Origin of the sequence: Brevundimonas albigilva (genome assembly GCF_023503965.1) — a bacterium.
Taxonomy (GTDB): Bacteria; Pseudomonadota; Alphaproteobacteria; order Caulobacterales; family Caulobacteraceae; genus Brevundimonas; species Brevundimonas albigilva.
Genome location: NZ_CP097298.1, coordinates 2563707 through 2580185 on the forward strand (window position 1 = coordinate 2563707; position 16479 = coordinate 2580185).

The window sequence follows — 16479 nt, forward strand, 5'->3', positions numbered from 1 at the left end:
CCCCATTCGCGCGGGAAGGGAACATCTGGAAAGCAAAAGGCCCCGGACGTATCCGGGGCCCTGAAGTCTTGCGGTCGCGCCTTCGCTTAGGAGGCGTAGTATTCGACGACCAGGTTCGGCTCCATCTTCACCGGATACGGCACGTCGGCCAGTTCCGGGGCGCGCACGAAACGCACCGAGAAGCTGCGGTCGGCCAGTTCCAGGTAATCCGGCACGTCGCGTTCCGACGACTGCTGGGCTTCCAGCACCAGCGCCATGTTGCGCGACTTTTCCTTGACCGAGACCACGTCGTCGGCCTTCACGCGGTACGAGGCGATGTCGACCTTCTTGCCGTTGACCAGCACGTGGCCGTGGCTGACGAACTGACGGGCGGCCCAGACGGTCGGGACGAACTTGGCGCGATAGACGACCGCGTCCAGACGGGCTTCCAGCAGGCCGATCAGGTTCTCCGAGGTGTTGCCCTTGCGGCGGGCGGCCTCGGCGTAGGTCTTGGCGAACTGCTTTTCGGTGATGTTGCCGTAGTAGCCCTTCAGCTTCTGCTTGGCCTTCAGCTGCAGGCCGAAGTCCGAGACCTTCGACTTGCGGCGCTGGCCGTGCTGGCCGGGGCCGTAGGAACGCTTGTTGACCGGGGACTTCGAGCGGCCCCACAGGTTTTCACCCATGGCCCGGTCGATCTTGTACTTGGCGCTATGGCGCTTGGACATTCTGTTCTCTTTTCAACGATGCGGCCCGGCGTCCCCTGAATTGGGAATGCGATCTCAACGGCGGTCCACGCATCTTCCGTCATCAATCCCGCCTGCCGGAGACCGGAGGCGTGGAAGGCGGCGCTTATGGCCAGAGCGGGCCGGGAGTCAAGCGCGGCGGGCGTTAAGCACGTTTTCAACGGAACGGACTGTCCGCCACCGCCTTATCCAGCCTGCAACCTCTCATTGCTGGATCGAGGGAGACTTGAGGTGGATCCGGAAGCCAAGAGCTTTCAGAGCGGAGTGTCGGACGTCGCGCTCGAGACGCTGAAACGGCGGCTGGTGGATCTGGTCGAGCCGCTGAACGACGCCCAGCTTCTGGAGCTGGCGGACGGGATCCATGAAATGCTGCGTCAGCGACGCACCGTTCGCCAGCATCATGCGGAACGGATGAACGACCGCGCCCGACACGGTCTCGATCTGCGCATCTAGGCGGACAGGCGAGATAGGCAAAGCCCGCCGGGTCCGACCCGGCGGGCTTCGCCACGTTCGACAGGCGTCGCCTACTTAGCGGCGGCGTACAACTCGTTGACCTTGTTCCAGTTCACCACCGACCAGAACGACTTCAGATAGTCGGCGCGGCGGTTCTGGTACTTCAGGTAATAGGCGTGCTCCCACACGTCGGCGCCCAGGACCACGTCGCCCTTCTCGTCGGCGACGTCCATCAGCGGATTGTCCTGGTTCGGGGTGGAGGTGATCTTCAGCTTGCCGTCCTGCACGATCAGCCAGGCCCAGCCCGAGCCGAACTGCGCGGCGCCGGCGGCGTTGAAGTCTTCCTTGAACTTGTCCATGCCGCCCAGGTCGCTGTCGATGGCGGCCTTCAGCTCGGCCGACGGCTCGCCCGTCTGGCCCTCGGGAGCCAGCAGCTCCCAGAACAGGCTGTGATTCCAGTGACCGCCGCCGTTGTTGCGCACGGCCTTCGGGGCGCTGGAGATGCTGGCGAAGATGTCTTCCAGCGACTTGCCCTGCAGCGAGGCGTCGGCGTCCACGGCCTTGTTCAGGTTGTCGACATAGGTCTGGTGGTGCTTGTCGTGGTGGAAGGTCATCGTCTCCTTGTCGATGGCCGGTTCCAGGGCGTCGTAGGCATAGGGGAGGGGCGGCAGGGTGAAGGCCATGATGGGCTCCTGTTCGACAAGGATTTCCGATGCGCCTCATCTAGGCGCCCGTTCGCTGAACCCAAGCCGTGCGGCCCGAATCGTTCCGCCTTATGCGTTACGGCTCAGCTTTGCGGCAAGTGGGCCTTCAGGCAGTCGCGCACGGCCCGCTTCAGGTCGCCCGGCGCATTCGGCTCGTCCACGCCCTCGGCCGCGAACACCGCCCTGACCGCCGCGTCCAGCCCGTTCGGCAGCGCCGCCACGACCCGCTTCTGGCCCTTGTCGTGCAGGCAGAAACCCACTTCGCGGCAAAGGGCGGAAAACATCGGCTCGTAGGGATCGGTCATTGCGGTGCTCTAGCATCAGGGCGCCAGGCGTGACAGCCAGTGCATGAGGTTCAGCGCAAACTGCTGGTCGTCGTGGCCCTCGGTGTTGAGACCGAAGCGAACGGGAGGGCGGCCGTCGTCGAACCGGACGATCTGGGCGGTCAGCATCCCGGCTTCGCCCAGAACCGCCACGCGTCCGTGCCCGAAGTCGAACGCCAGCGCCTGAGCGGGCAGGGCGGGGCGGGCCAACTCCGACACGACCGCGGAAGGCGCCTCTCCCGCGCGCAGCCGGCGCGCGATTTCCTCAAGCGCCTCCAGATTGGGCGCCTCCATGGCGTCGCTGCTCATCGCGATCAAAACAGTCGCGCCCGGCGGCCCTTTCAGCGATTGGCCGGTAAAGGTACGCACCGTGCGGACCGTTTCGCCAGGGTTGCGGCCTTCGATGATCGGATGGTCAGCCAGCGCCTGCCTAGGATAGGTCAGGGTGGCGTTGACGCGAGCGTCGGCCAGTTGAAACGCATAGCCCTTGCCCATGGTCACGCCGAACCGGGCGCCCAGCGCTTCAGCCGCCGCACCATGCGGGGCGTGGTCGGCCGCAAGAAGCAGAGAGCCGCCGCCTTCCACCCATCGGGCCAAGGCCTCGATCTCCGCCGCGTCGAAGGCGGACGCCTGCGCCGGATCAAGGGGCTGCGGATTGGTGATGACCAGAACGGCGACCCCGTCCAAGGCCCCCGGCGTATCGAATCGTTCGTGAGCGGCGTCGAGGCGATAGCCGTCCGCACGCATCAAGGCCGCGAAACCGGCATACCGGTTCGCGAGGCTCGGAACACCGCCATGGCCCTCATCCAGCCGGATCAGAGGGGCCTCGCCATGATACGCCGGAGAAACGACGGTTGGGCGCCAATCGAGGTCTCCGGCCTGCTGCTGGGCTGAGGCTGCGCCTGACGCGATGACGCCAAACAGAATGGCGAGGTTCAGGAGCCAACGGTCGCGCATCAATGCTTCAATCGCGCGGCGTGGAACGCCAGGTGGTCGTCGATGAAGCTGGTCATGAAGAAGTAGGAGTGGTCATAGCCCGGTTGCATCCGGATGGTGATCTTCTGGCCCGAGGCTTCGGCGGCGGCCTTCAGCAGGTCGGGCTTCAGCTGGTCGGTCAGGAAGCTGTCGGCGTCGCCCTGGTCGATCAGGATGTCGTCATAGACCCCGCGCGCGGCGCCCGCCTCGATCAGCCGGGCCGCGTCGTGACGGTTCCAGGCCGCGACGTCGTCCGATCCCAGATAGGCGGTGAAGGCCTTTTCCCCCACGGGCATCGGGTCGGCGAACTGATCGGGGCGAAGGCGGAGACGGACTGGAACAGTCCGGGGTGGTTCAGCGCCAGGGTCAGCGCCCCGTGCCCGCCCATCGAATGGCCCAGGATCGAGCGGGCGCCGGTGGTCGGAAACTGGGCGTCGATCAGATCGATCAGCTCGCCGGTGACATAGGACTCCATGCGGAAATGCGACGCCCAGGGCGCCTGGGTCGCGTCCAGATAGAAGCCGGCGCCCTGGCCCAGGTCGTAGGCCGGATCGTCCGCCACGCCGTCTCCGCGCGGGCTGGTGTCGGGGGCGACCACGATCAGCCCATGCTCGGCCGCCGCGCGGTACGCTCCGGCCTTGGTGGTGAAGTTGTCCTCGGTGCAGGTCAGGCCCGACAGCCAGATCACGACCGGGAACGGCCCTTCCCCCGGCGGGACGAAGACCGACAGGGTCATCGGCGTGCCGGTCGTCGCGCTATCGTGCTTCAGATAGCGGAGGGTTCCGCCGTGGACGACGTGGGTCTTCGTGGTTTCCATCAGCCGCTCGTCCGGTGCATGGCGCAGATCTTGTTGCCGGAGGGATCGCGCAGATAGGCCAGGATCATGAGGCCGAACGGGCCCTTGCGTTCGCCCGGCGGGTCTTCGATGGCGCGGCCGCCGGCGGCGACGCCGGCGTCGTGGAAGGCCTGGACTATCTCGGGGGTCTTCGCCGCGAAGCCGATGGTGCCGCCGTTGGCGTGGCAGGCCGGTTCGCCGTCGATCGGATGGCCGACCGCGAAGGCGCCCAGCCGCGTCCGCCACCAATAGCGGCCCTTGGGGTCCGGCCCTTGCGCCGGCTCGACGCCCAGCGCTCCCAGCGCCGCGTCATAGAACCGGCGAGACGCCTCGATGTCGTTCGCGCCGACGGTGACATGGGTGAACATGGCTTTGGCTCCGTGGGTTTGGACGGAAGGGATAGCGAGGTCAGTTTCTTTCGGCAACTGACCTCAAAACACCACCACCGAGCGGATGCTCTCGCCCGCGTGCATCAGGTCGAACGCTTCGTTGATGCGTTCCAGCGGCAGGATGTGGGTGATCATGGGGTCGATCTCGATCTTGCCGTCCATGTACCAGTCGACGATCCTGGGCGTGTCGGTGCGGCCGCGCGCGCCGCCGAAGGCCGAGCCGCGCCAGACGCGGCCGGTGACCAGCTGGAACGGGCGGGTGGCGATCTCCTTGCCGGCCTCGGCGACGCCGATGACGACGCTTTCGCCCCAGCCGCGGTGGCAGGCCTCCAGCGCCTGCCGCATGACCACGGTGTTGCCGGTGCAGTCGAAGGTGTAGTCGGCCCCGCCGCCGGTCAGCTCGACCAGATGGGCCACCACGTCCGACACCTCCTTCGGATTGACGAAGTGGGTCATGCCGAAGCGACGGCCCCACTCTTCCTTGTCGCCGTTGATGTCCACGCCGACGATCATGTCGGCGCCGACCATCTTCAGCCCCTGGATGACGTTCAGGCCGATGCCGCCCAGGCCGAAGACCACGGCGTTGGCGCCCGGCTCGACCTTGGCGGTGTTCACCACCGCCCCCACGCCCGTGGTCACGCCGCAGCCGACGTAGCACGCCTTGTCGAACGGGGCGTCCTTGCGGATCTTCGCCACCGCGATCTCGGGCAGGACGGTGTAGTTCGAGAAGGTCGAGCAGCCCATGTAGTGGGCGATGGCCTGGCCCTTGTAGCTGAAGCGGCTGGTGCCGTCGGGCATCAGACCCTTGCCCTGGGTGCCGCGGATCGCGGTGCACAGATTGGTCTTGCGGCTGAGGCACGACTTACACTGGCGGCATTCCGGCGTGTAGAGCGGGATCACATGGTCGCCGACCTCGACGCTGGTGACGCCCGGTCCCACCTCGACCACCACGCCCGCGCCTTCATGACCGAGGATCGAGGGAAAGATGCCTTCCGAATCCAGCCCGTCCAGGGTGTAGGCGTCGGTGTGGCATACGCCCGTTGCCTTGATCTCGATCAGCACCTCGCCGGCTTTGGGGCCTTCCAGATCGAGTTCGACGATCTCGAGCGGACGTTTGGCTTCGAAGGCGACGGCGGCGCGGGTTTTCATGGCGGGCTCCTCAGGCTTTGCGCACTCTTAGCAACGCCCGATCCCCTTCGTCATCCGATCTTGGCTTGTTTGAACCCGCGGCATCGGCTTGGGTGAAGGCCCGAATTCTTGATCAAGCGGATGCCGCGCATGAAGTCGCTGGAACCGGGCGCCCTGGTCGACGCCCTCTATGTCGCTCTTCTGAGGCGCCCGGCGGACGAGGTCGGACGCCGTCAGTGGCTCGAGGCCCTGACCTCGGGATCGGCGACGGTCGAGGATGTCGTTCGCGGCTTCACGGACTCCGACGAGTTCGCGGCGAAGGGCGGCCGCTTCACCAACGATGTGTCTCAATACGGCGAAACCTTCGACCTCCTGCGCCTGTGGGTGGCCGAGCACCAGGGCGCGGGATGGGTGGTCGATGTCGGCGCGCGCGGCGTGGAGCGCTCCAACTCCTACGACCTGCTGAAGCATTTCGGCTGGCGGGGTCTGCTGATCGAGGCCAACCCCGCCCTCGTTCCGGACATACGGCGCGGTTTCGCGGGGCTGGATTTCGAACTTCTGAACTGCGCCGTGTCGGATTTCGAGGGGCGCGCCACGCTGTCCCTGGGCGTCAACGACGACATCTCCTCCCTGAACCCCACGGCGACCGAAGCCTGGGGCGCGCTGCGGGGCGGCGTGGAGGTCGAGGTCCGCAAACTGGACGCCATCCTCGCCGAACGCCAGGTCCCGCAAGACTTCGACCTGCTGTCCCTGGATATCGAGGGGGAGGACATCAAGGTCCTGAACGCGCTCCTGGCCGACAGTCCCTACCGGCCGCGCTGGATCATCATCGAGGCGTCCTACGACTATTCGGTCGGCAGCCTGGACGATCTGCCCTTTTCCGATGCGGTGAAGGCGACCTACGCGATCCGCGCCCAGACCCCAGCCAACCTTATCCTTGGTCGCCGCACGGCGTGAGCGCCGATCGGCAAGCGCCGAAGTCGGCCAGGTAGGCGTCACATCGCCCATCGACAAGCCGCTCGATTCTTGCATTCGCGGCGACAGCCTATTCAATCGGCCCATGTCCTCTCGCAATCTCGTCATCCTGACCGGCGCCGGCATCTCGGCGGAATCCGGCGTGCCGACCTTCCGGGCGTCGGACGGGCTGTGGTGCGGCCACAGGGTCGAGGCGGTCGCGACGCCCGAGGGATACGCCGCCGATCCCGCGCTGGTTCAGGACTTCTACAACCAGCGCCGCCGTCAACTGGGCCAGGTCGAACCCAACGCCGCCCATGTCGCCCTGGCGCGACTGGCCGCGCGATGGGAAGGCGATGTCCTGCTGGTGACGCAGAACGTCGACGACCTGCACGACCGGGCGCACCGGGACACGCCGCCCGCGCCCGGATTCGACCTGATCCATATGCATGGGGAGCTGCTGAAGGCGCGCTGCACCCGTTCGGGCGTCGTCAGCGACTGGTTCGGCGACATGGCCCCCGATCAGGCCTCGCCGCATCATCCGCACGGGGTGATGCGGCCCCATATCGTCTGGTTCGGCGAGACGCCGCTGGAGATGGACCGGATCGAAAGGGCTTTGTGGCGCTGCGACCTGTTCGTCTCGATCGGAACGTCGGGCGCAGTCTATCCGGCGGCGGGTTTCGTGCAGATCGCCAAGGCGGCCGGCGCGCGCACGGTGGAGATCAATCTGGAGCCGACGGCGGGACGTCATCTGTTCGACGAAGGCGCGTACGGCCCCGCCACGCGAACCGTGCCCGCCTTCTTCGACGCCTTGAAGCCATGAAAAAACGGCCCCGCCGGAGAGAGGCGGGGCCGTCGCTTCCTATCGTCGGATCAGTCCAGGGGCTGGACCGAGATGGCCGGAGCCGGGGGCGTCGAGGTCGGCGTCGCCGGGGCGGCCGTGGCCGGCGCGCTGTTCAGCACGCGGGTCTCGGCGCTGTAGGGACGCGGGCCGGTCGGTTCGACCGCCGGCGCCTCTTCGGCGGGCGCCTGTCCGCGCTGGGCCGGGGCCGGGCGCGCCGCCACGGGGGCGCGCGACGGGCGGGCGCCTCGGCGCGGCGCGCCGCCGGCGCCGCGGTCGCGGGTTCGGGCGGGGCCGCTTCGACCGGTGCGGCGGTCGCGACCGGCGTCTCGGCGGCCGTCATCGCGCTGGACGCGGCCTGCGACGAAACCGGGGTCGTGGTGTCGGCGGGCTGTTCGGCCGGAGCGGGCGCGATGCTCGTCTGCTCGCCGCCCATCATCATCGCCGCCGCGCCGCCGATGACCACCACGGCGCCCAACGGGGCCAGGATCATCCAAGTCTTCACCGGCTTCTTGCTGGATCGCGCGGTGCGGGCGTAGCGGGGCACGAAGACGGCGTCTTGGGTATCGATGGCCGAGGCCGGCTCGCGGGTCGGATAGGTCATAGACATAAGATGTCCTCCATAACGTTGGTCAACCAACCGCGCGGCCTCGGCGCCCGTTCCGCGAACAGAGCGAAAACCTTGAAGAAACACCGTTGTGGCCCCGACTGGGGCGAAACCCGCGCCAAATTGGCGCGGATCGACCGGCTTCAGCCGCAATTCGAGGGGCGGGGTCTGGATTTCCCCGACGTCACCCGAACAAATGGGTCACGCTCGCCGGCAATCGGATGAAGGGTCATGCGGCCCTAAAGTCTTGCGGTTGACCCGGACGGGCGCCTTCGGCCATCACCGAAGGGCAGGGACGAAACGACAGACCGGGAGTATCGGCGGACATGGGTTTGGTGGCGAATATCCGACGCGACGTCCGGTTCGCACGCGGCCTGTTCCGCCTGCTCAAGCGTATCAAGCCGATCCAACTGGATAGCGACGTCCTGCTGTGCGACGACATCGAGGAGGCGGTCGACAAGTTCGCCGACCACGTGGCCTTCGAGGACGAACGGCGCAGCGTCACCTTCCGCGAGTTCGACGCCATGGCCAACCGCTTCGGCCATTGGGCCAAGAGCCGCGGGCTGCGCAAGGGCGACACCATCGCCCTGATGATGACCAACCGGGTGGAATATCTGGCGGCGTGGATCGGCTTTTCCAAGGTCGGCGTGGCGGCGGCCCTGATCAACACCAACCTGGCGGGGCCGGCGCTGGGACACTGCCTGTCGATTTCCGGCGGCTTCAACGTGGTGGCGGACGAGGACTGCTGGCGCCAGGTCGAAGACTCGCGTCCCCATATCGACCGCGACCTGATGCTGTGGGTCCTGGGCCTGCCCGAGGACGAGGAGGCCAGCAATCGCCGCGGACTGGACAACCCGGTGCGCGGCGGCTCGTCGGTGCGGCCGGCGAAGTCGGCGCGGGAGGGGCTGACCAACCGCGACACCTGCCTGTTCATCTACACCTCTGGCACGACCGGCCTGCCCAAGGCCGCGCGCATCCCGCATTCGCGCGCCCGCACCTATATGCGCGCCTTCGCCGGAGCCACGGCCTCGACGCCGGAGGACCGGGTCTTCAACGTCCTGCCTCTGTATCATTCCACCGGCGGCCTGGTGGGGATCGGCGCGGGCTTCCTGAACGGCGCGCGGACGATCATCCGCAAGAAGTTCTCGGCGACCAGTTTCTGGCCCGACGTGAAGGCGTCGAAGGCCACGATGTTCGTCTATATCGGCGAGCTGTGCCGCTATCTGGTCAACTGTCCGCCGAACGCGGACGAAAAGGCGCACAAGCTGCGTCTGGCCTTCGGCAACGGGCTGCGCGCTGATGTCTGGCCCGAGTTCCAGAGCCGGTTCCGTATCCCGAACATCCTGGAATTCTACGGCTCGACCGAAGGTAACGTCTCGCTGTTCAACTTCGACGGCAAGCAGGGCGCGATCGGCCGGGTGCCCAGCTATCTGAAGTCGCAGATCAACATCCGCCTGATCCAGTTCGACGTGGAGACGGAGGAGCCCGTGCGCGGCCCCGATGGCTTCTGCCGCCCTGTCCGCGTCGGGGACGTGGGCGAGGCGATCGGCGAGATCGGCAACGACATCCGCCACGATTTCTCGGGCTACGCCGACAAGGCCGCCTCGCAGAAGAAGATCCTGACCGACGTCTTCAAGAAGGGCGACCGCTGGTTCCGCACCGGCGACCTGATGCGTCAGGACGACGAAGGCTATTTCTACTTCATGGACCGGACGGGCGACACCTTCCGCTGGAAGGGCGAGAACGTCTCCACCTCCGAGGTCGAACAGGTGCTGATGGATGCGCCCGGCGTCAGCGAGGCGATCGTCTATGGGGTCACCGTGCCGGGCCACGACGGCAAGGCCGGCATGGCCGCGCTGGTGGTCGACGGAAAGTTCGACGCCGCCGCCTTCGACGCCCACGTCGACGGCAAGCTGCCCGCCTACGCCCAGCCGGTGTTCCTGCGCCTGATCAAGGCGGCCGACACGACCGGGACCTTCAAGTACCGCAAGGCCGACCTGGTGGCCGACGCTTCGATCCGGCCAAGGCCGGCGCGGCCCTGTACGTGCGCGGCGGCAAATCCGGTTACGCCAAGCTGACGGCGGCGGCCCGCACAAAGATCCTGGACGGCGAAACGCGCCTTTGACGTCGCGGGACGGCGTTCGGGAAACGGGGTCTTAAGCATTAACGGTCATGGTTCCGGCGTTTCGCGTCAGGACCCTCCCGCCTCATGTTCCAGATCATCGGCATCGTCTTGCTGTTCGGCATGGTGTTCGGCAGCTATCTGCTGGCCGGCGGCAAGATGGCCGTCATCCTGCACTCCCTGCCGTTCGAACTGATGGGGATCCTGGGTTCGGGCGTCGCCGCCTTCGTGATCGCCAACAGCATGGACGTGATCAAGGCGACCCTGGGCGGCTTCGGCCGCATCTTCGGCGGGCCCAAGTGGAAGAAGCAGGATTACAAGGAGCTGCTGTCGCTGCTGTTCCAGCTGACCAAGACGATGAAGTCCAAGGGCGTGGTCGCCCTGGAAAGCCACATCGAAAAGCCCAAGGAATCGCCGATCTTCCAGAAGTACCCCAAGGTGCTGAAGGACCATTTCGCCGTCGATTTCATCTGCGACACCCTGCGGATGATGACCATGAACCTGGAGGATCCGCACCAGGTCGAGGACGCGATGGAAAAGCAGCTGGAAAAGCACCATCACGAGGCCCAGGCGGGCGCTCACGCCCTGCAGAACATGGCGGACGCCCTGCCGGCCCTGGGCATCGTCATCGCGGTTCTGGGGGTCATCAAGACCATGGGCTCGATCACCGAGCCGCCCGAGGTCCTGGGCGGGATGATCGGCGGGGCCCTGGTCGGCACCTTCCTGGGCGTGTTCCTGGCCTATGGCATGATCGGGCCGTTCGCGACCCGTCTGAAGGACATCGTCGAGCAGGACGGCGCCTACTACAAGATCATCCAATCCGTGCTGGTCGCGCACCTGCACGGCAATGCGGCGCAGATTTCGGTCGAGATCGGCCGGGGCGACATCCCTCTCGGTGGCCCAGCCCTCGTTCGTGGAAATGGAAGAGACGCTCAACAGCCTGACGGAGTGATCCGCGGAACGGCCAAGCCAGCCGACCGTTGAGCAAGCGACATGACGCCGCCCTGATCCTGGCTTGCCCATGCGATCACGGCGGCGTTATCGTTCGCCAGAGGCATCGACCTCGCAACAGCATCCGGAGGAATTCCCCATGCGTATCACCCCCCTGATCGTCGCCTCGGCCGCCGCCCTGGCGCTGGCCGCCTGCCAGAACGCCAGCGAAGACAAGGCGCAGGACGCCGCCGCCGATGCGGCCGCCGCCGCCGACACCGCCGCCGACGCCGCCGTGACCGCCGACCAGGCCGCGACCGACGCCGCCGCCGCCGCCGGCGAGGCCGCCTCGGCCGCCGCCGACACCGCCGCCCCGGACGGCGCCGCCCCGGACGGCGCCGCCATGACCGCCCAGCCGCCGGCCGAAGAGACCGCGCCGACGCCCGCGCCGGCCCACTGAGCCGATCGGTTCGTGAACCGGGATAGGGGCCGCTCCATCGGGGCGGCCCTTTTTCTTGACCCGTGCTAGAGCGGCGCGATGACGACCGAGGATGCTTCGCCGCAACTGACCTGGACCGAAGAGGGCGAGCCGCGTTCGGGCCGGTTCGGAGACGTCTATTTTTCCCGCGACGACGGCCTGGCGGAGACGCGGGCGGTGTTCCTGCAGGGGTGCGGCCTGCCGGAGGCCTGGGCGGGGCGTCGCTCCTTCACCGTGGCCGAGCTGGGTTTCGGCACGGGGCTGAACATCGCCGCCCTGCTGGACCTGTGGCGGCGGACGCGGCCCCAGGAGGGCCGGCTGCACGTCTTTTCCATCGAGGGGTTCCCGCTGAGCGCCCAGGAGGCTGGGCGCGCCCTGGCGAACTGGCCCGAGGTCGGAGAGGCGGCGAGCGCGCTGATCCAGGCCTGGCCGGCGCCCACGCCCGGCTTTCACCGCATCGACCTGCCGGAGCATCACGCGGTCCTGGACCTGGCGGTCGGCGATGCGGCCTGGGCGCTGGAGGCCTGGTGGGGCCAGGCGGACGCCTGGTTCCTGGACGGCTTCTCGCCCGCCCTGAACCCGGGGATGTGGTCACCGCAGGTGCTGGACCTGATCCAGGCGCGGTCGGCGCCCGGCGCGCGCGTGGCGACCTTCACCGTGGCCGGGGCGGTGCGGCGAGGCCTGGCCGAACGCGGCTTCGTCGTCGACAAGCGGCCCGGACATGGGCGCAAGCGCGAACGGCTGGAAGCTCGGCTGCCGGGGCGAGCGACGCCGCAGATCCCCGCCCGCGGGTCGCGGTCGTCGGCGCGGGCATGGCGGGGGCCTCGGCCGCGCGGGCGCTGGCGGCGGCAGGCCTCCAGCCGGTGGTGATCGAGGCCGAGCGACCGGGGGCGGGCGGGTCGGGGTTTCCCATCGGCCTGGTGACGCCCCGTCTAGACGTCGGGGATGCGGACGTGGCGGCCCTCTACGCCCAGGCGCTGGAGCGAGCGTGCCAGCTCTATGGCGATGTCGAGAACGCGGTGGTCGCGCGCGGCGTGCTGCAGACGCCCCAGGCGCCGCGCGACGTCGCCCGTTTCGACAGGATCGCCGCCCAGCCGATCTGGCCGCCGGACGCCATGACGATCCTGAACCCCCGCCAAGCGTCGGACTGGCTGGGAGAGCCGATGGAGGAGGGCGGGCTGCTGATGGCCCAGGCGCTGGTCGTGCGGCCTCTTGCCGTGCTCGACGCCTGGCTGGCCGGCGTCGATCGTCGCAGCGGGCAGGTGGAGCGTCTGGAGCGGGCCGAAGAGGGCTGGCGGCTGGTCGCGCCGGGCGGCGAGGTGATCGCCGAGGCGGACATCGTCATCCTGGCCGGGGGTGGGGGGCGGCGTCGCTTCTGGATCGGTCGCGCCATCCCGAATTGACCCCCGTGCGGGGACAGGCGGACTGGGTCGAGGGGCCGAGCGTCCGCGCCGTGGCCTGGGGCGGCTATGCGGCCCCGACAGGGCAGGGGGTGCTGTTCGGCGCCACGCATGATCGCGGCCGCACCGATCTGGCGGTCCGTCCGGAAGACAGCGCCCGCAACCGCGACACGCTCAGGTCGCGGGCGCCCGCCCTGGCGGACCGGGTGGAGGCGGCGCCCAGCGCCCAGGCGCGCGTCGCCGTCCGTGCGACCACCGCCGACCGTCTGCCGATCGCCGGCCGGCTGGACGGCGGCTTGCTGATGCTGGGCGGGCTGGGGTCGCGAGGGCTGTGCCTGGCGCCGCTGTTGGGCGAGCATCTGGCGGCGCTGGCCCTGGGCCTTCCGTCGCCCCTGCCGCGCGCCCTGGCCGGTCGCGTCAGGCCGGATCGCCCGGCGCTCAGGCCCAAAGTCGGACCTCGAACCTAGCCCGGCGTCGGCTTAAGTCCTACACCTGCGCGTCAAGGGAGACACACGATGACGACGCGATCCAACGCGCCCGCCTATATGTCCGGCTTCGGCAACCACTTCGCCACCGAGGCGGCGCCCGGCGCCCTGCCGGTGGGACAGAACTCGCCGCAGAAGACGCCGATGGGCCTGTACGCCGAACAGCTGTCCGGCACGGCCTTCACCGCGCCGCGCGCCGAGAACCGCAGAAGCTGGCTCTACCGCCTGCGACCGTCGGCCCAGCACGGGCCCTACGCGCCCTTCGATCAGGGCCGGGTTCGATCGGGACCGTTCGACGAGACGCCGCCCAATCCCAACCGGATGCGATGGGACCCGCTGCCGTCGCCGGAACAGCCAACCGACTGGGTGGAGGGCCTGGTCACCTACGGCGGCAATGGAGAGCCGGACGCGGGCGCCGGGGCGGGCATCCATCTTTACGCCGCCAACCGGTCTATGATCGGCCGGGTCTTCTACGACGCCGACGGCGAACTTCTGATCGTGCCGCAGCAGGGCGCGCATCGCTTCGTGACCGAGATGGGCGTGATCGAGGCCGGGCCGGGCCATGTCGTCCTGATCCCGCGCGGCGTCCGCTTCCGTGTCGAGGTCGACGGCCCGGTGCGGGGGTATGTCTGCGAGAACTACGGCAGTCCCTTCCGCATCCCCGACCTGGGGCCGATCGGCGCCAACGGCCTGGCCAATCCGCGCGACTTCGAAGCCCCGGTCGCCGCCTATGAAGACGTCGACCGCCCCACCGAATGCGTGCAGAAGTTCGGCGGGCGGCTGTGGGCCACGCGCTTCGACCACAGCCCGCTGGACGTCGTCGCCTGGCACGGCAACCTGGCGCCCTGCCGCTACGACACGGCGCGGTTCAACACGATCAACACGGTCAGCTACGATCATCCTGATCCTTCGATCTTCACCGTCCTGACCAGTCCGTCCGAGACGCCCGGCACGGCCAACATCGACTTCGTGATCTTTCCGCCGCGCTGGATGGTGGCCGAGCACACCTTCCGACCGCCGTGGTTCCACAGGAACGTCATGAGCGAGTTCATGGGGCTGGTCACCGGCGCCTATGACGCCAAGGCCGGCGGCTTCGCGCCCGGCGGCGCCAGCCTGCACAACCGCATGAGCGGACACGGTCCCGACCAGGCCAGTTATGACGGCGCGGTCAAGGCCGAGCTGAAGCCGCACAAGATCGAGAACACCCTGGCCTTCATGTTCGAGACCCGGATGCCGATCCGCGTCACGAAATGGGCGCAAGGCTCGCCCCAGATGCAGCTGGACTACGACGACGTCTGGTCCGGCTTTGAAAAAGGACAGGTCTCTTGATTCGCACCGCTCTTCTGGCCGGCGCCGCCCTTCTGGCCGCCGCCTGCGCGCCCCAGCCCGCCGCGTCGACGGCTTCGACCGACACTGCCGTCCAGAGCGCCGACGCCTCGGCCTGCGCCCAGCGCGGCGGGACGATGCAGCGCGTGGGACGCCTGCAGAGCTGGCAGTGCGTGGTGACCTACGCCGACGCGGGCAAGCGGTGCACCGACGGCGATCAATGCCAGGGCGACTGCTGGCTGGAAGACGGGGCGCCACCCAAGCCCGGCCAGCCTGCGACTGGCGTCTGCCAGCCGACCAGCAGCCGGTTCGGCTGTCACACCACGGTGAAGGACGGCAAGGCCGACGTCGGCCTCTGCATCGACTGACGCCCACAAAAAAAGGCCCCGCCGAAGCGGGGCCTTTCGTTCTTCGACCAGGCGATCAGTGCTGCGTCGGGGTGTTCTGGGTGGTCATGCCGCCGTCGGCGTTGCCGCCGTGCTGCTCGACCTGATCGGCGCGACGGTCGGCGTTCTCTTCGACGCGGTCGGCCTGGGCGTCCAGAGCATCGGACTGAGCGTCGGTCGGCGCTTGAGCCGCCTGGGCTTCCAGCGATCGGCGCGCGCTTCGCCTTGCGCCTCGATGGCGTCGGCTTGGCTTTCGGCGGCCTTGTCGGTGGCGCTTTCACCGCAGGCGGCGACACCGGCCAGGGCGAACAGCGAGACGGCGGCGATGGCGATCTTCTTCATGGAACTTCCTCCGTTGTGGAGCAGAGGAAACGTCGCCGCGCCGGATCGGTTCACGCCGGCGTGATTTTTGTGTGAGCCCGCCGTTACTCTCCGGCTTCGGCGAAGGCCACGCGCGCGGCGCCCAGCAGGGCGGCGTGCTTGTGCATGATCACCTTGGTCGGGATGTCGGCCATGTATTCCTTGAACCGGCCCTTCCGCTCGAAGCGTTGGCGGAACGGGCTGGCCTTGATGAAAGGCAGGATGCGCGGAACGATGCCGCCGGCGATATAGACCCCGCCGCGCGCGCCCGTGGTCAGGGCGATGTCGCCGGCGACCGCGCCCAGGATCGCGCAGAACCGCGCCAGAGTGGCCCCGCACGGGCTGTTGGGGTCCTTGAGCGCCGTCGCGGTGATCTCGGCGGGATCCTCGATATGCGTCTCGCGCCCGTCGATCTCGGCCAGGGCGCGGTGCATGTTCAGGAGACCCGGGCCGCAGATCAGCCGCTCGATCGACACCCGGTCGTAACGCCGGCGCAAAATTCGCAGGATCTCGTCCTCGACGGGGTCTCCGGGCGGGAAGCAGGCGTGGCCGCCCTCGGACGGCATGGCCATTTCCTTGCCGTGCGCGTCGCGAACCAGGGCCGAGACGCCGAAGCCGGTGCCGGGACCCAGCACCGCCACGGTCGAGTGCGGATCGCCGTCGACGGGTCCGCCCAGGCTCTCCAACTGGTCCTCCGGCACGATGGGCGCGCCCCAGGCCAGCGCCTCGAAGTCATTGATCAGCTTGACTGGCTGCAGACCCAGGGTCTGCAGTTCGGATTCCGACACCTGCCAGGGCGAGTTGGTCAGGTCGATGGCCCCGTCCGTCACCGGACCGGCGACGGCGATCACGCCGCCCGACGGCTTGACCTCGCAGCCGTCGATGAAGGCCTGCACCCCCTCCAGGAAGGTCGGATAACGTTCGGCCGGAAAGCTCTCGTGGTGGTCCAGGACCGGGCGGCCGTCGACCATGCGGGCCACGGCGAAACGAGCATTGGTGCCGCCGACGTCGCCGACGAGAAGGGTCTTGTCATTCATGATGCGTTTCCTGCGCTCGGTTCG

Annotated in this window: 20 protein-coding genes and 2 pseudogenes; 12 read left to right on the top strand and 10 right to left on the bottom strand. The window is 68.2% G+C overall.

The annotated features are described in order from the left end of the window. Window positions 1-86: 86 nt before the first annotated feature. Window positions 87-704 (bottom strand): 30S ribosomal protein S4, encoded by a 618-nt coding sequence (gene rpsD, locus MU852_RS13495; RefSeq protein WP_201216789.1) that lies wholly within the window; start codon window positions 702-704, stop codon window positions 87-89. A gap of 249 nt (window positions 705-953) precedes the next feature. On the opposite strand from rpsD, the gene MU852_RS13500 reads away from it, so the two are divergent. Next, on the top strand, window positions 954-1175 hold the full coding sequence (locus MU852_RS13500) for a hypothetical protein (RefSeq protein WP_249749994.1): 222 nt from the start codon (window positions 954-956) through the stop codon (window positions 1173-1175). Between the two features lie 71 nt (window positions 1176-1246). Here the strand turns inward: MU852_RS13500 and MU852_RS13505 are convergent, their stop codons facing one another. The 6 genes and pseudogenes from MU852_RS13505 to MU852_RS13530 all read right to left on the bottom strand — a co-directional run bounded on the left by MU852_RS13505 (window position 1247) and on the right by MU852_RS13530 (window position 5550). Next, window positions 1247-1858: a superoxide dismutase gene (locus MU852_RS13505; RefSeq protein WP_249749995.1), complete on the bottom strand. Its 612-nt coding sequence runs from the start codon at window positions 1856-1858 to the stop codon at window positions 1247-1249. A gap of 104 nt (window positions 1859-1962) precedes the next feature. Next, window positions 1963-2184 carry a hypothetical protein gene (locus MU852_RS13510; RefSeq protein ID WP_249749996.1) on the bottom strand — a complete coding sequence of 74 codons (222 nt, stop codon included), beginning with the start codon at window positions 2182-2184 and terminating at the stop codon, window positions 1963-1965. A 15-nt stretch (window positions 2185-2199) separates the two neighbouring features. Then, window positions 2200-3159 carry a DUF4350 domain-containing protein gene (locus tag MU852_RS13515; protein ID WP_249749997.1) on the bottom strand — a complete coding sequence of 320 codons (960 nt, stop codon included), beginning with the start codon at window positions 3157-3159 and terminating at the stop codon, window positions 2200-2202. Next, window positions 3159-3994: pseudogene (fghA, locus tag MU852_RS13520) on the bottom strand (S-formylglutathione hydrolase). The gene MU852_RS13515 and the pseudogene fghA overlap by 1 nt, the downstream one beginning before the upstream one ends. Continuing rightward, on the bottom strand, window positions 3994-4380 hold the full coding sequence (locus MU852_RS13525; RefSeq protein ID WP_249749998.1) for a VOC family protein: 387 nt from the start codon (window positions 4378-4380) through the stop codon (window positions 3994-3996). The pseudogene fghA and the gene MU852_RS13525 overlap by 1 nt, the downstream one beginning before the upstream one ends. Window positions 4381-4443: 63 nt before the next feature. Then, window positions 4444-5550 carry an S-(hydroxymethyl)glutathione dehydrogenase/class III alcohol dehydrogenase gene (locus MU852_RS13530; protein WP_249749999.1) on the bottom strand — a complete coding sequence of 369 codons (1107 nt, stop codon included), beginning with the start codon at window positions 5548-5550 and terminating at the stop codon, window positions 4444-4446. 129 nt (window positions 5551-5679) lie between these two features. Between MU852_RS13530 and MU852_RS13535 the strand changes: the two genes are divergently transcribed. Then, window positions 5680-6486 (top strand): FkbM family methyltransferase, encoded by an 807-nt coding sequence (locus MU852_RS13535; protein WP_249750000.1) that lies wholly within the window; start codon window positions 5680-5682, stop codon window positions 6484-6486. Between the two features lie 103 nt (window positions 6487-6589). Next, window positions 6590-7306 (top strand): NAD-dependent deacylase, encoded by a 717-nt coding sequence (locus tag MU852_RS13540; RefSeq protein ID WP_249750001.1) that lies wholly within the window; start codon window positions 6590-6592, stop codon window positions 7304-7306. Window positions 7307-7356: 50 nt separating this feature from the next. Here the strand turns inward: MU852_RS13540 and MU852_RS13545 are convergent, their stop codons facing one another. After that, the gene (locus MU852_RS13545) at window positions 7357-7548 is read right to left on the bottom strand and encodes a hypothetical protein (RefSeq protein ID WP_249750002.1); all 192 of its coding nucleotides are present in this window, start codon (window positions 7546-7548) and stop codon (window positions 7357-7359) included. Between the two features lie 189 nt (window positions 7549-7737). Here MU852_RS13545 and MU852_RS17500 point away from each other — a divergent pair, with 189 nt between their 5' ends. The 9 genes and pseudogenes from MU852_RS17500 (at window position 7738) to MU852_RS13585 (ending at window position 15040) form a co-directional block, all read left to right on the top strand. After that, window positions 7738-7863 (top strand): hypothetical protein, encoded by a 126-nt coding sequence (locus MU852_RS17500; RefSeq protein ID WP_283843631.1) that lies wholly within the window; start codon window positions 7738-7740, stop codon window positions 7861-7863. 394 nt (window positions 7864-8257) lie between these two features. Beyond that, window positions 8258-10009: a long-chain-acyl-CoA synthetase gene (locus tag MU852_RS13550; protein ID WP_430641153.1), complete on the top strand. Its 1752-nt coding sequence runs from the start codon at window positions 8258-8260 to the stop codon at window positions 10007-10009. A gap of 131 nt (window positions 10010-10140) precedes the next feature. Beyond that, window positions 10141-11005, top strand: a pseudogene (motA, locus tag MU852_RS13555) (flagellar motor stator protein MotA). 138 nt (window positions 11006-11143) lie between these two features. Next, complete coding sequence (locus MU852_RS13560) at window positions 11144-11443, top strand: hypothetical protein (protein ID WP_249750004.1); 300 nt, start codon at window positions 11144-11146, stop codon at window positions 11441-11443. 78 nt (window positions 11444-11521) lie between these two features. Next, window positions 11522-12331, top strand: coding sequence for a tRNA (5-methylaminomethyl-2-thiouridine)(34)-methyltransferase MnmC2 (mnmC2, locus tag MU852_RS17960; protein ID WP_249750005.1), 810 nt, complete (start codon window positions 11522-11524; stop codon window positions 12329-12331). Further along, window positions 12274-12864 (top strand): FAD-dependent oxidoreductase, encoded by a 591-nt coding sequence (locus tag MU852_RS17965; protein ID WP_347342308.1) that lies wholly within the window; start codon window positions 12274-12276, stop codon window positions 12862-12864. The genes mnmC2 and MU852_RS17965 overlap by 58 nt, the downstream gene beginning before the upstream one ends. 5 nt (window positions 12865-12869) lie before the next feature. Continuing rightward, the gene (locus MU852_RS17970; protein WP_249750006.1) at window positions 12870-13328 is read left to right on the top strand and encodes an FAD-dependent oxidoreductase; all 459 of its coding nucleotides are present in this window, start codon (window positions 12870-12872) and stop codon (window positions 13326-13328) included. Between the two features lie 48 nt (window positions 13329-13376). Beyond that, complete coding sequence (hmgA, locus tag MU852_RS13580; protein WP_249750007.1) at window positions 13377-14675, top strand: homogentisate 1,2-dioxygenase; 1299 nt, start codon at window positions 13377-13379, stop codon at window positions 14673-14675. Then, entirely contained in the window at window positions 14672-15040 is a 369-nt protein-coding gene (locus MU852_RS13585; protein WP_249750008.1) for a hypothetical protein, read from the top strand. Before hmgA ends, MU852_RS13585 begins: the two co-directional genes overlap by 4 nt. Window positions 15041-15124: 84 nt before the next feature. Here MU852_RS13585 and MU852_RS13590 read toward each other — a convergent pair whose 3' ends face one another. Together MU852_RS13590 and glk are read right to left on the bottom strand one after the other, a co-directional pair. Beyond that, window positions 15125-15400, bottom strand: a complete 276-nt coding sequence (locus MU852_RS13590; RefSeq protein ID WP_249750009.1) for a hypothetical protein — start codon at window positions 15398-15400, stop codon at window positions 15125-15127. A gap of 83 nt (window positions 15401-15483) precedes the next feature. Further along, window positions 15484-16455 (bottom strand): glucokinase, encoded by a 972-nt coding sequence (gene glk, locus MU852_RS13595; protein ID WP_249750010.1) that lies wholly within the window; start codon window positions 16453-16455, stop codon window positions 15484-15486. Window positions 16456-16479 lie beyond the last annotated feature (24 nt).